The following is a 12,605-nucleotide window of genomic DNA, read 5'->3' as shown; positions in this document are numbered from 1 at the left end:
GGGGCCAGAGCCCCGACACCAACGCTCAGATGGTCTGGTCGTAATCTCCGACACCAGGTTCGGTTCGGATGACCGCGTCGATATCCGCAAAAATGGCACGCATCTCTTCTTCGCTTTCGCTGCTTTCGCAGACGACCACCAGATTGGGCGTATTCGACGAGGCGCGCACCAACCCCCAGCTGCCATTGTCCAGAATGACTCGGGCACCGTTGACAGTGACCACTTCCTTGATCGGGCGACCTGCAAGCGTCTCTCCGGCTTCGGATTTGGCGACCAGCTTTGCGACCAAACGGTCGAGTATGTCGTATTTCTCGGTATCCGCTGCATAGGGGGACATGGTCGGTGTCGACCATGTTTTCGGTAGTGCCTTTCGCAGGTCGGACATGCTTTGGTCCGGGTTGCGGTCCATCAGTTTACAGATCTCAACCGCGACGCGCATGCCGCAATCATAGCCACGGCCAATCGGTTCGGCCAAAAAGTAATGCCCCGACTTTTCGAACCCAGCCAGCGCGTTGATCTCTTTGACTCGCCGCTTCATGTGGCTGTGGCCGGTTTTCCAATAATCTGCCTTGACCCCGCGGGCCTTCAACTCGGGGTCGCTGGCAAAAAGGCCGGTTGATTTCACGTCGGCGACAAAGGTGGCATTGGGGTAAATCTTGGCCAGATCGCGGGCCATGATCACGCCGACCTTATCAGCAAAAATCTCCTCCCCCTCGTCATCCACAACGCCACAGCGGTCACCGTCACCATCGAACCCCAGCGCCATGTCGGCACCGCTGGCTTTCACGGTATCGGACATGTCGTGCAGCATTTCCATCGCTTCTGGGTTCGGGTTGTAATGCGGGAAAGTATAGTCCAGCTGGTTGTGGCTGGGCACGACTTCGACCCCCATGCGTTCAAAGATTTCCGGGGCAAAGGCGGATGCGGTGCCGTTCCCTGTGGCACAGACCACTTTGAGAGGCCGGGATATTCTGAAATCGCCGACCAGATCGTCGATATAGGCCTCTTTCACGCCATCAACGAATTCGTAGGACCCGCCAGGGTGGGTCTGCCCTTCGCCATTCAGAACAATGTCTCGCAGCTCTGACATCTCGTCCGGGCCATGGGTCAGGGGACGTTCGAACCCCATCTTGACCCCGGTCCAGCCATTTGGATTGTGGCTGGCCGTGACCATGGCCACGGCTGGAACGTCCAGATGGAACTGAGCGAAATAGGCCATCGGGCTAAGCGCCGGACCGATATCCTTTACCTGAATTCCCGCCTGCATCAGGCCCAGGATCAAGGCATTTTTGATGGCCAGAGAATAATCACGATAATCATTGGCTACAGCAATCACGGGTTCAATCCCACGCTTGCGCATCTGTGTGCCCAGACCCAACCCCAGTGCGGTCATGCCCGGCAGGTTGATCTCTTCTGGATATTTCCAGCGGGCATCATATTCGCGAAAGCCGGTTGGCTTGATCATTGCGTCGCGCAGAAAGCTCCAGGTGTTCGGAGTCACCTCGGGGTTGGGTTTGGTCATGGGAATACTCTTGTTCAGATCTGGATAGGGTTGGCCTTGGCCAACGCATCAAAACGCATCAATGTATCGATCAATCGGGGCATCTGATCCAGATAGATCATGTTTGGTCCGTCGCATGGCGCATTGTCCGGATCCTGATGCGTTTCCATAAAGACTGCCCCAGTACCGACGGCGACGGCAGCTCGCGCCATAACCGGTGCGAATTCACGTTGTCCTCCAGATGAGCCACCACGCCCTCCTGGCTGCTGAACGGAATGGGTGGCGTCCATCACAACCGGATAGCCCGTTTGCGCCATTTGGGGCAGTGAACGCATGTCTGCGACCAAGGTGTTATAGCCAAAAGACGTGCCACGCTCGGTCAGCAGGATGTTTGTGTTCCCGGTGCTTTCGATCTTGGCCACGATGTTGGTCATTTCCCAAGGGGCGAGAAATTGGCCCTTTTTGACATTGATCACAGCGCCAGTGTTGCCAGCGGCCATCAACATATCGGTCTGACGGCACAAGAACGCGGGAATCTGCAGCACGTCCACAGCCTCGGCGGCGATGGCGCATTGGGCCTCGGTATGTACGTCTGTCAGGACCGGAATGCCCATGGTTCTGCGGATGTCATCCAGGACCTTAAGTCCTGTGTCTATCCCCATGCCGCGTTCACCCGACAGAGAAGTCCGGTTCGCCTTGTCGTACGAGGCTTTAAAGACGTACTGCGCCCCGGCGGCGTCGCAGGCCTCTTTCATTTTTCCTGCGATCATTTGGGCATGATCGGCAGTTTCCAGTTGGCAGGGACCGGCGATGATCGTCAGGGGAAGATCATTGCCGACCGTGAGATCGGAGATTTTTACATGTTTCATGTGTCTTACGAGGATACCTGTTCACGAAGGACCGACGCGGTAAGCGAGATCATCAGGTAGATACCAGCAAACAACAGGAAAGCCAAAATCGTATTTTCGAACTTGCGCGGATAGCTGGGTTCCTGACTGGGAACAGGATTGACGGAAACCGTCAGATACCGAACCTGACGATTGGCTTCGGTCCTGGTTGTCTCCATATGCTGCATAGCTGATTGCAGGATCATATCCCGAGCGGCCAGATCGGCCTGTGCCATCTGAATCCGAACACTCAGCCTGGCCAGCGAATTCTCGCCGGCAGAGACATCCAGCATTTCGGCGTTCAATTCCTCCAGCACAACCGTAAGCCGTGCGATATCGGCCTGTGCGCCATCCACCTTGGCTTTGTTTGGGCGGCGATTGTCCAACAAGGCTGCAAGCTGCAGTTCTTTGTCCTGAATAAGCGTCTCGATTTCGTTTATGCGGCCCCGCAACCCGGCAATGACGCTTTCAGGGTCAAGGATTGCGCCTTGCAGCTGAAGCTCGATCAGGTCTTCCTGAGCTTTCTTGCGTTCTTCCTGAGCGCTTACAAACCCTTCCCGGGCATCTTTCATCTGGTCTTCGCGTTTCTTTTCGGTCAGCGCGTTTACCCGTTGCTCGGCATAGGAAATCAGTTCTCGTGAAAACGCGGCCGAAGTCTGGGGGTCAGGTGTCGCCACCTCCATCCGGATCAGGCCATCGGTCGGGTCATATCCGACCGTGATCATGCGTTTGTACAGCTTGTAAGCCTCTTCGAGACTGGCGTCCGGGGACAATCGCTGAATGGGGTCGATCCAGTCCTGTTTGAACACATCAGCGAAACCGGCCTCTGTGTCCAAAAGTTCAAGCGCATCTTTCGATTCCAGAAACTCCTGGGTGGCAACCGAATCCTGCGTGGTCGCAAATTGGGTCCCTGCCAGAAGCCCTCCGATAGAGCCTGCGCCCCCGTCCGCCTGAAGGATCAGAAAGGCAGAGTTGCTGGCGTACATTGGGGTCGCAATCCGATAGAAATAGAGACCCACGACAAAGGTAGGTAGCAGGACAAAGGCCGCAAGCCGCGCAAACAGAGCGAACAGTTTGCGACGGCGGCGGCGGGCGATGTCCCTCTGAATCTGTCCGATTTCACGTTCACGCCGCTCGGCCGGGCTCATCTCGGGTCCGGGCAGATTCTCTGGTGCATCTTTCACGGTCTGGGGCAGGTGGATCGTGATGCGATCATTCGTCTGCTCGTCCGAAGTTTTCTTTTCCGAGGCAAGGTTCAGCAGACTGGAGCGTTCAAACGGATCAATTCCCTTTTTGCGCAACAACCGAACTGCATCATAGTCCGAAGTCGCCGCAAGACCGTTTTTCTGGGCAAGACGACGTGCCACCCGCAGTTGGCGGCCGGTCAGTCCTTCGCGTTTGATAGCGTCGATCTCGGTCCCTACTGGCGGTTCATTTTCTGCGCCGGGCGCCTGTGTGGCCTGGCGAATACGCGAGATCGCGTCTTCGCGCGTTTCGGCATTTCCCGCAGACCGCCGTTTGCGGCGCCAGTTGTATTTATCAGCCCTGGGTTTGGTAGTCATATAACTGCTTTGCCTCTTCCAAGGTTTCGAACAAGTGAAGCTGACCATCCACTAATACCGCCGCCTGACGCGCGAATTTTTCAAGCAGGGCCGGGTTGTGAGAGACGATGACCAGTGTTGTTGTGCGCAGCCGTTCCTGCAGAATGTCGCCTGCCTTTTTGTTGAATTCAACATCCGTTGTGGCCGGCATCCCTTCGTCGATGAGGTACATGTCGAAATCCAGAGCCAGCATCAACGCGAATGTGAACCGCGACCGCATACCGGATGAATAGGTCGCCAGCGGTTGATTGAAATATTCACCCAGGCCACACAGCCAACTGCAATATGCCTCGACATAGTCCGGGTCCATACCATAGATCTTGGCGATATAGCGCGAGTTCTCCAGAGCCGACAGCTTGTTTGAAACTCCGCCGGTAAATCCCATCGGAAAAGAGACGCGGCAGGATTTGCGAATGACCCCTTCGTCGGGTTTCTCTAGTCCGGCCATCATGTTGATCAGGGTGGTTTTCCCGGTACCGTTCGGGGCCAGAATACCGATGGATGTGCCAAGTTCGACGCGAAAAGACACCCTGTCCAGAATCACCTTTCGGCGCGTCCCGGTCCAAAAGGACTTGCTGACATTTTCAAACTCAAGCATCCAAAGCCTGCGGGTTTATCTTGTTGTTGCGCCGTTCGGACCGGCGAAAGAACGGTACCTCTACGGCGCCATATAGGCCACATTATGTCGAATTATGAAACAAATGATCAATGCGTTCCGGGGGTCGTTTTTGGTAATGTGACTTTTGCATCTGTTGGTGTCTGGAAGTGTGTTACTTATCTTGCTTTACGAACACCAACCATCTGATGCGGCACTGATTGCGATCTCATGAACCCACTCGAAAAAGAAATAGAGGCCTGCCGTATTTGTGCCGACCGATTTGCGGCAACCGAAACCGCGCATGAACCAAGACCCATTGTCTGGTTCCGCAAAGACACGCCCATTTTGGTCTGTGGTCAGGCTCCGGGGGCACGCGTGCATGCGTCGGGTCGCCCTTTTACCGACCCTTCCGGTGATCGGCTTCGGGCGTGGTTGGGTGTTGATGAGGAGCTGTTTTATGACCGTTCACGTGTCTCGATCGTTCCAATGGCGTTTTGCTTTCCCGGCTATGATGCGCGCAAGGCAGATTTGCCTCCTCCGCCAGTATGCGGTCAGACTTGGCATGATCGGGTCATGGCGGATCTTGGGCCTGTGCCGTTGACCATTCTTGTCGGGGGGCACGCCCATAGATATCACCTGAAGTCACGTGGGTCAGTCACCGAAACCGTCCGCAACTGGCGGGACTATGCGCCGCGGGTCTTTGCCTTGCCTCATCCGTCCTGGCGGAATACGGCATGGATGAAGAAAAACCCGTGGTTCGAAGCCGATCTGTTGCCGGTTTTGCGCGCACGGGTGCAAGAGGTTCTGAATGACTGAGATTTCGGCTCTGGACGCCGCCCATGCCGCGGCTGAGGCTGCTCCGCAGGATGATGCGGCCCGTCTGCGTTTCTTTGAACGGCTGGCTGACAGTGAGCTGTTCCTGATGCTGACGGAAGAGGCAAAGAACGAGAATATTTCGCCCGAATTGTTCGATGTGGCAGATGGGCGTTTTGTGCTGGCTTTCGATCGCGAAGACCGGCTGGCCCGCTTCGCAGACCGCCCGGTGCCCTATGTTGCGCTGTCGGGGCGGGTTTTATCGTCTATGTTGTCGGGGCAGGGGATCGGGCTCGGGTTGAACCTTGAGGTTGCCCCATCCTCGATGTTGATCCCGCCCGAGGCATTGGGCTGGTTGGCGGAAACATTGCAGCATGGTCCCGAAGAGGTGCAACAGCACCTGTCCGAGTTCCTGGCTCCATCGGGGTTGCCCGACGAACTGCTGACAGCTTTGGACGCCAAGCTGGCTACGGCCATTGGGTTGGCGCAAGCCGCCTATCTGGTCAGCACCAAAACGGCTGAAGGTGGGTTCGGGCATTTGCTGGGTTTTGTCGATGCCGACGAAGGGGCAGAGGCAGCTCTGGCTAAGGCCGCGTCCGAAGCGCTTACCTTTTCCGGGGTCGAAGCTGGGGCAATGGACGTAGGTTTTTTCAAATCAAGTGACACGGCCGCAGCGTCTTTGGCGCGGGTGGGTTTGCGGTACGATCTGCCGCAGCCTGAGGCGCGTGTGAATGCGCATATCGCTCCTGGGCGCGATCCGGATAAACCGCCTTTGCTCAAGTAATGGCAGAATGGGGCTTCGCAGATTGATCCGCGAAGCCCGGTTTGTTTACTCGGCTGCTGGCTCCAGCTTGTCCTGTGTACGCGTTTCAAAGTCGCCAGCCTCGTGGCGTTCGTGAAGCTGTGTATGCTTTTCGCCAAAGGCACGATTGACCATGCGACCACGTTTCACGGCGGGACGGGCGTCAATCTCCTTGGCCCAGCGCATGACGTTCTTGTAGGATTCGACGTCCAGGAACTCGGCTGCGCTGTACAGGCGCCCAAGAACCAGTTGTCCGTACCAGGGCCAGATCGCGATATCGGCGATAGAGTAATCCTCGCCTGCGATATAGGTTTTCTCGGACAACTCCCGATCCAGAACATCCAGCTGCCGCTTGGTTTCCATGGCAAAGCGGTTGATGGGATATTCCCATTTCTCGGGCGCATAGGCGTAGAAATGGCCAAACCCGCCACCCAGATATGGTGCACTGCCCATTTGCCAGAAAACCCAGTTCATCACCTCTGTCCGTTCTGGCCCGGATTCGGGTAGAAATGCGTTGAACCTTTCAGCCAGGTGAAACAGAATCGAGGCACTTTCGAACACGCGCACTGGTTCTTCACCGGACCGATCCCACAGGGCAGGGATCTTAGAGTTCGGGTTGGCCTCTACAAAGCCCGAACTAAACTGATCTCCTTCGCCGATGTTGATCAGCCAGGCGTTATACTCGGCCTCTTCATGGCCTAGCGCCAGAAGCTCTTCCAGCATGACGGTTACTTTTACCCCGTTCGGAGTGGCAAGCGAATAGAGCTGCAGAGGATGGTGCCCAGCAGGCAAATCCTTGTCATGAGTTGCCCCCGCAATCGGGCGGTTGATATTAGCGAATTGTCCGCCGTTTTGGCTGTCCCATGTCCAGACCATCGGGGGTGAATAGGTCGATTGCTCGCTCATTTCTTGCCTTTCTCAGCAAAGTTCGGGTGAATTATCCGTTCGCTGCAACAGCTAATATTGCAAAGGGCAAAGTCCAACCCTGCCCGTTGGGAAGATTTTGTAACATTCAGTGCAAAAGACTTCACGTTTTCTCATTCGATGTCACAGCGACGCGAGCGGGACTGCGTTCGATAGAGGAATCACCTATTCTCTGCACAGCCCCGTATTCCGGGCCGATCACCCATCCAATAAAAAAGGACCGCCCTTATGAAACGACTTGCCTGGACCTTAGCTGCGACCTTGGCATTTGCCATGCCTGCCCTTGCAGGTGATCAGTATGTGGACGGCACCGGCTATGCGGTGTCGGGATATGATGTGGTTGCCTATCGCAGTCTGGATCAGGTTGCTGTCGGTCAATCACAGCCCGAAGCCGTCCGCGGAAGGTCAGATATTACGGCCGAATACAACGGCGTTACCTGGGCATTCTCGACCGAAGAGAACCGGGACAAGTTCATGGAAAACCCTGCTTATTATGCGCCGCAATATGACGGTCACTGCGCCTATGGCGTGTCACGCGGCGGCAAGGTGCCTGCGAACCCGAACCTGTGGCGGATTGTTGATGACAAGCTGTATCTGAACATTACTGATGTGGTTGTCGGGTTCTTTGAAGAAGATATTCCCGGCAATATCAATCTGGCTGAAGGAAACTGGCCGGGCATCGAGGCCGACGGGGCCTCCAGCAGCGTGATCCCGAAGTTTACCTCCGAAGGCCCTGTCGCAAACTGAGATTTTTGCAACGGATGCAAAGCCCGGCATTGATTTGCCGGGCTTTTTGTTTGTCATCCGGCCAACCAGTACTCATCCTGCGTTTGCTGGTCGGCGTTGAATCTGATCCGTACGCTGCGGGCGCCCGGAAATTTCTTGGTCGCAAGCGCAACGGGTACGACAACTTCGCCAGTGCCCGCATCTTTGGACTGAAAGCTCAGAATCTCGGTCTTGACGCGCTTGGAGCTAGCAAGAACACTCGTCGGCAATGCGACGCGGTTAGCACCTTCGCAGACAGGTGCGGAAATGAAATAAGTCAGGTTGCGGCCATGCAAGCCGACAGCGTCCGGAATGTGGTCAGCATCTTGCAGGCGATCCGCATCTTGACTGTCCACTGGGGTGTCCGGGGAGTCCTGCAAGTGGGGCAGCGCCGTATTCAACATTGCACGACAGGCATCAATATCTTGGGTTTCCAGCTGAATAACGCGTTTGCGCAACCGGGGGCGGCGTGGTTTCCCCGCCGCCGAGCCCGCCAGACCTTTCCCGGCCAGCCCCTCGCTGCGCAGCAAATCATAGGCCGCCTTGGCGTTGGCCAAGGCCGCACCGTCTCCGCCATTCTTATCGGGGTGGGCTTCGAATGCGATGTTGCGCCAGGCTTCTCGAATGTCATCTGAACTGGCGCTTTGAGCCAGACCAAGTGTGCCGAATGCATTGGCGCGGGCACTAACCTTGTCAAAAGGTTCCATACTAAATTCACTCATAAACAAACTATACGGCCCCACAATGAATGGGCGGTTGCTAAAGTCAAATTTGTAACAGAATTGAACGGTTTATCGCGACAATGATTAAGGCTTCAGTTGGATTGTTCAAGTGGCCCCTGTTAGGCAGGGCAATCCCAACTTGTTCCACAAAAACACCCGGGGTTTTAGCCCCGGGTGCACAGTCTGAAACAAGCGGATATCAAGCGACGTTCTGAAGCTCGGCCTTTGGTGTGACTCCAAGGGCAAAGCACACATCCCGGGTCAGTTCCGGCCGGTTCAGGGTGTAAAAGTGGAGCTTGTCCACTCCGCCCTCAATCAGGTCCGAACACAGTTCTGTGCACAATGCAGTGGCCAGCAGGTCTTCGCGGTCGTCACGAATAGCTTTTTCAAAAGCATTCTCGATCCAATCCGGAATATGTGTCCCACATCTGCGGGCAAAGTTGCGCGCCCCTTTCCAGTTTTCGATCGGCAAGATGCCCGGAACGATGGGCTTGTCGATCCCGGCCTTTTCACAGGCATCGCGGAACCGGAAAAACGTCTCAGCCTCGAAAAAGAACTGCGTCAGCGCTTCGTCGGCACCCGCATCCAGCTTGGCCTTTAGCCAATCGACATCGGCGGAAAAATCCCGTGCTTCGGGGTGTTTGTCTGGATAGGCGCCAACACGGATGCTGAACATCTCGGTTTCTGCCAGTGCTTCGATCAATTCGACCGAGTCCGCGAACCCTTCCGGGTGCGGCGCGAACCGATCCTGACCCTTGGGTGGATCGCCGCGCAAAGCGACGATGTTCTCCACGCCCGCCCGAGCAAAGGTATCTGCGATTTCCAGTGTTTCCTGACGTGACGCATCCACACAAGTCAGATGTGCAGCAACAGGCAGGCCAGAGGACTTGTGCAGTGTGGCCACCGCATCGCGCGTCAGCTCGCGCGTGGTGCCCCCCGCGCCATACGTGACAGAAACAAAGCGCGGTTCAAGCGGTGCCAGTGTTTGCACCGTATCCCAAAGGCGGAATGAAGCCTCAAGTGTCTGTGGCGGGAAAAATTCAAATGAAACTTCTGGTCTTGTCATCTCGGCCTCACGGGTGAAATCTCTGACCCTTGTGCCAGCTTACGCATTGTGAGACAAACTCATATTATTCAAGAACAACATGAGTTCCACGCAATGCATATCGAATTCCGCCACCTGCGTACGATCAAGGCGATCCATGAATGTGGCGGGCTTGCCCGTGCCGCAGATCAACTGAACATCACTCAATCCGCGTTGAGCCATCAAATCAAAGGCCTAGAGGATCAGGCCGGGGTCGAATTGTTCTTGCGCCGGTCCAAACCGATGAAACTTTCGGCGGCCGGTTTGCGGCTGTTACGCCTGGCCGAGCAGATCCTGCCGCAGGTCGAGGCGACACAGCAGGAGTTCTCTTCTTTGCGCGACGGGCGCACGGGCCGTATGCATATCGCCATTGAATGCCACGCCTGTTTTGAGTGGCTGTTCCCGGTGCTGGAATCCTTTCGTAAATCCTGGGGCGATGTGGATGTCGATATCCGCCCCGGCCTAGCCTTTGATGCCTTGCCGGCTTTGCAAAAAGAAGAGGTCGATCTGGTCGTTTCCTCGGACCCAGAAGATCTGCCCGGTGTCGAATTCATCGAACTCTTTGACTATGACGCGGTGTTTGTCGCGGCTTCGACACACCCGCTTGCCCAGAAAGAGTTCATTGAGGCCGAAGATTTTCGGGGCCAGACCCTGATTACCTATCCGGTCGAACGGACACGGTTGGATGTATTCAGCCAGCTGCTGATCCCTGCGCGGGTTGAACCGGCCGCGATCCGGCAGGTTGAGCTGACCGCAGTGATCCTGTTGCTGGTCGCGTCAAACCGGGGGATATCGGTGCTGCCGGACTGGGTCGTGCGTGAGGTGAAGTATAATTCCGACTATGTTACCCGCCCGCTGACCAAGGCGGGCGTAACACGTCGCCTTTATGCTGCAGTGCGCACCGAGGACCTTGAGAAACCCTTTGTGCAAGAGCTGATCAAGCTGGCCAAAACCGAGGCGCGCAAGCTGCAGGAGCAATAGGCACAAAACGCGGGTCTGCTATGCGTATCATTCCTCTTGGCAAGGGCGCATTGCCCCAGTATACGCGCGGTTTGACCGGACAGGAGCCTTTGGACAATGGTTGGCAGTGCAAACCTCAACATCATGATCAAAGCCGCGCGCAAAGCGGGGCGTTCACTGGTCAAGGATTTTCGTGAAGTCGAGAACCTTCAGGTGTCGATGAAAGGCGCCGGGGATTTTGTGTCCAAGGCAGACATTGCAGCCGAGGCGATCCTGAAAGAGGAACTGCTTGGCGCGCGCCCGACCTATGGCTGGCTGGCCGAAGAGGGCGGGGAGATTGCCGGCGAAGATCCCACCCGCCGCTGGATTGTGGATCCGCTGGATGGCACCACGAATTTTCTGCACGGCCTGCCGCACTGGGCAATCTCGATCGCGCTGGAACATAAAGGCAAAATCGTTGCCGGTGTGATCTATGACGCCGCCAAGGACGAGATGTTCTTTGCAGAAAATGGCGAAGGCGCATGGATGAACGACACCCGTATCCGCGTTTCGGGTCGTCACCGCATGATCGAGTCGATCTTTTCGACCGGGCTGCCTTTTGGCGGACGGTCTGACTTGCCTGCGACCCTGCAGGATCTGGCACGTCTGATGCCAGTCTGCGCCGGTGTACGTCGGTGGGGCGCAGCAGCGCTGGACATGGCTTATGTTGCTGCTGGCCGGTATGAAGGCTTTTGGGAACGCCGTCTGAATGCCTGGGATGTTGCCGCCGGGATCATCATCGTGAAAGAGGCTGGTGGCTTTGTGCAGGCTTTGAACCCGGAAGGTAACGTGCTGGAGGACGGCGAGGTCATCTGTTCCAACGAGCCCATCTTTGATCAGTTTTCCAAGGTCATCCGGGGCTGAGCCAGCAACAGACAGGTCAAGCAAGCGCGCCCGATTGAGGCGCGCTTTTTCGTTTCAGAGGGTCGCGCGCTGGGCTAGATCCGCCTCTTCAGCCAATCGTGCAGCGACTGAGGCGACTGCAAGATCCTGCAACCCGACCCCGGTTCCATCAAACAGAGTGATCTGATCGTCGCTTGTCCGACCGGGATGGTCACCATTGATGACGGCGCCGATGGGCGCGATTGCATCCTCGGTCAAGGCGCCAAGGCTGATGGCATGTTGGGCCTCGCCGATTGTCACGGACTGGGCGACCTCGTCGGTAAAGACAGTCGCCGCAGCGACGAGATCCGCGTCAACCTCCTGTTTGCCTTTGGTGTCGGTGCCCATGCAAGCCAGATGCGTGCCGGGCTTGATCCAGTCTTTCATCAAGAGCGGCTCAAAAGCCGAGGTGATGGTGATGATCACATCCGCCTGTGCGCCCAGCTCCTTTTGGCTGACGGCCTCGAATTCCAACCCAACCTCAGTGGCCACAGCTGCAAGGCGGGGCAGCATGTCGGGATGCGGGTTCCAGGCAATGACCTTTTCGAAGTCGCGCTGTTCCGCCGCCGCCCGCAGCTGGAAAGTTGACTGATGTCCGGCCCCGACCATACCAAGTACTCTTGCGTCTTGCCGCGCCAGATGCGCGATCGAAACCGCCGAAGAGGCCGCTGTACGCACCGCTGTCAGGTAATTGCCCCCGACAAGCGCGGACAATCGCCCGGTATCGGGGTCGAACAGAAACACCGTGGATTGGTGGTTGGTCAGGCCCTTCGCCGCATTGCCCGGCCAGTATCCACCGGATTTGAGGCCCAGCACCTGACCGTCGCGGTCAAATCCCGATTTGAACCCATAGAGAGCGTCGGCATGGCCCAAAGCCTCGCGGATAACGGGAAAGTTCCACGCGCCACCTTTAGCCATCGCACCGAACACAGCTTGTACAGCGTCAAAGGCCTGCTGGCGTCCTACCAGTTTCTCGCACAGATCTTCGCCTACAATCAGCAGGCCGTCGCTTTTCATAACATCCCTC

The 12,605-nt window shown here is 56.6% G+C and carries 13 protein-coding genes; 5 read left to right on the top strand and 8 right to left on the bottom strand.

Annotated features, from left to right (window positions below):
* Window positions 1-25: 25 nt before the first annotated feature.
* From AC2FIP_RS07035 to AC2FIP_RS07020, 4 genes are read right to left on the bottom strand one after another with little or no spacing between them, the layout of a single operon-like run.
* Window positions 26-1,522: a phosphomannomutase/phosphoglucomutase gene (locus AC2FIP_RS07035; RefSeq protein WP_281994962.1), complete on the bottom strand. Its 1,497-nt coding sequence runs from the start codon at window positions 1,520-1,522 to the stop codon at window positions 26-28.
* A gap of 14 nt (window positions 1,523-1,536) precedes the next feature.
* Window positions 1,537-2,370 (bottom strand): 3-deoxy-8-phosphooctulonate synthase, encoded by an 834-nt coding sequence (kdsA, locus tag AC2FIP_RS07030; protein WP_496785691.1) that lies wholly within the window; start codon window positions 2,368-2,370, stop codon window positions 1,537-1,539.
* A gap of 5 nt (window positions 2,371-2,375) precedes the next feature.
* A complete protein-coding gene (locus tag AC2FIP_RS07025) occupies window positions 2,376-3,950 on the bottom strand; it encodes a KpsE/RkpR family capsule polysaccharide export protein (protein ID WP_282027572.1) in 1,575 nt (524 codons plus the stop codon).
* Complete coding sequence (locus AC2FIP_RS07020; protein WP_142636630.1) at window positions 3,928-4,587, bottom strand: ABC transporter ATP-binding protein; 660 nt, start codon at window positions 4,585-4,587, stop codon at window positions 3,928-3,930. The genes AC2FIP_RS07025 and AC2FIP_RS07020 overlap by 23 nt, the downstream gene beginning before the upstream one ends.
* Before the next feature lie 228 nt (window positions 4,588-4,815).
* Between AC2FIP_RS07020 and AC2FIP_RS07015 the strand changes: the two genes are divergently transcribed.
* Entirely contained in the window at window positions 4,816-5,403 is a 588-nt protein-coding gene (locus AC2FIP_RS07015; protein WP_282027571.1) for a uracil-DNA glycosylase family protein, read from the top strand.
* Window positions 5,396-6,184, top strand: coding sequence for an SseB family protein (locus tag AC2FIP_RS07010; RefSeq protein WP_496785689.1), 789 nt, complete (start codon window positions 5,396-5,398; stop codon window positions 6,182-6,184). The genes AC2FIP_RS07015 and AC2FIP_RS07010 overlap by 8 nt, the downstream gene beginning before the upstream one ends.
* 45 nt (window positions 6,185-6,229) lie before the next feature.
* Here AC2FIP_RS07010 and yghU read toward each other — a convergent pair whose 3' ends face one another.
* A complete protein-coding gene (gene yghU / locus AC2FIP_RS07005; RefSeq protein ID WP_496785687.1) occupies window positions 6,230-7,108 on the bottom strand; it encodes a glutathione-dependent disulfide-bond oxidoreductase in 879 nt (292 codons plus the stop codon).
* Between the two features lie 246 nt (window positions 7,109-7,354).
* Between yghU and AC2FIP_RS07000 the strand changes: the two genes are divergently transcribed.
* Window positions 7,355-7,873, top strand: coding sequence for a YHS domain-containing (seleno)protein (locus tag AC2FIP_RS07000; protein WP_496785685.1), 519 nt, complete (start codon window positions 7,355-7,357; stop codon window positions 7,871-7,873).
* Between the two features lie 53 nt (window positions 7,874-7,926).
* On the opposite strand, the gene AC2FIP_RS06995 is transcribed toward AC2FIP_RS07000, so the two are convergent.
* Window positions 7,927-8,598, bottom strand: a complete 672-nt coding sequence (locus tag AC2FIP_RS06995) for a J domain-containing protein (protein WP_496785683.1) — start codon at window positions 8,596-8,598, stop codon at window positions 7,927-7,929.
* A gap of 214 nt (window positions 8,599-8,812) precedes the next feature.
* Window positions 8,813-9,679, bottom strand: a complete 867-nt coding sequence (gene metF / locus AC2FIP_RS06990) for a methylenetetrahydrofolate reductase [NAD(P)H] (RefSeq protein ID WP_496706658.1) — start codon at window positions 9,677-9,679, stop codon at window positions 8,813-8,815.
* Between the two features lie 93 nt (window positions 9,680-9,772).
* On the opposite strand from metF, the gene AC2FIP_RS06985 reads away from it, so the two are divergent.
* Together AC2FIP_RS06985 and AC2FIP_RS06980 are read left to right on the top strand one after the other, a co-directional pair.
* On the top strand, window positions 9,773-10,678 hold the full coding sequence (locus tag AC2FIP_RS06985) for a LysR family transcriptional regulator (protein ID WP_496701538.1): 906 nt from the start codon (window positions 9,773-9,775) through the stop codon (window positions 10,676-10,678).
* A 96-nt stretch (window positions 10,679-10,774) separates the two neighbouring features.
* Window positions 10,775-11,560, top strand: coding sequence for an inositol monophosphatase family protein (locus tag AC2FIP_RS06980; protein WP_142636646.1), 786 nt, complete (start codon window positions 10,775-10,777; stop codon window positions 11,558-11,560).
* Window positions 11,561-11,614: 54 nt separating this feature from the next.
* On the opposite strand, the gene bhcD is transcribed toward AC2FIP_RS06980, so the two are convergent.
* Window positions 11,615-12,595: an iminosuccinate reductase BhcD gene (bhcD, locus tag AC2FIP_RS06975; RefSeq protein ID WP_496785681.1), complete on the bottom strand. Its 981-nt coding sequence runs from the start codon at window positions 12,593-12,595 to the stop codon at window positions 11,615-11,617.
* Between the last annotated feature and the right edge of the window lie 10 nt (window positions 12,596-12,605).

This window comes from Ruegeria sp. CDSB114 (assembly GCF_059611025.1).
Note: the sequence above shows the minus strand (reverse complement) of the source record. Positions and strands in the feature narration are given on the sequence as shown.

Bases quoted from the DNA above. Each gene is read 5' to 3' on its own strand.
- AC2FIP_RS07025 (WP_282027572.1), bottom strand. From the start codon at position 3,950: ATGACTACCAAACCCAGGGCTGATAAATACAACTGGCGCCGCAAACGG.
- metF (WP_496706658.1), bottom strand. From the start codon at position 9,679: ATGACAAGACCAGAAGTTTCATTTGAATTTTTCCCGCCACAGACACTT.
- AC2FIP_RS06985 (WP_496701538.1), top strand. From the start codon at position 9,773: ATGCATATCGAATTCCGCCACCTGCGTACGATCAAGGCGATCCATGAA.
- AC2FIP_RS07035 (WP_281994962.1), bottom strand. From the start codon at position 1,522: ATGACCAAACCCAACCCCGAGGTGACTCCGAACACCTGGAGCTTTCTG.
- AC2FIP_RS07020 (WP_142636630.1), bottom strand. From the start codon at position 4,587: ATGCTTGAGTTTGAAAATGTCAGCAAGTCCTTTTGGACCGGGACGCGC.
- yghU (WP_496785687.1), bottom strand. From the start codon at position 7,108: ATGAGCGAGCAATCGACCTATTCACCCCCGATGGTCTGGACATGGGAC.
- bhcD (WP_496785681.1), bottom strand. From the start codon at position 12,595: ATGAAAAGCGACGGCCTGCTGATTGTAGGCGAAGATCTGTGCGAGAAA.
- AC2FIP_RS07000 (WP_496785685.1), top strand. From the start codon at position 7,355: ATGAAACGACTTGCCTGGACCTTAGCTGCGACCTTGGCATTTGCCATG.
- AC2FIP_RS06980 (WP_142636646.1), top strand. From the start codon at position 10,775: ATGGTTGGCAGTGCAAACCTCAACATCATGATCAAAGCCGCGCGCAAA.
- kdsA (WP_496785691.1), bottom strand. From the start codon at position 2,370: ATGAAACATGTAAAAATCTCCGATCTCACGGTCGGCAATGATCTTCCC.
- AC2FIP_RS07010 (WP_496785689.1), top strand. From the start codon at position 5,396: ATGACTGAGATTTCGGCTCTGGACGCCGCCCATGCCGCGGCTGAGGCT.
- AC2FIP_RS07015 (WP_282027571.1), top strand. From the start codon at position 4,816: ATGAACCCACTCGAAAAAGAAATAGAGGCCTGCCGTATTTGTGCCGAC.
- AC2FIP_RS06995 (WP_496785683.1), bottom strand. From the start codon at position 8,598: ATGGAACCTTTTGACAAGGTTAGTGCCCGCGCCAATGCATTCGGCACA.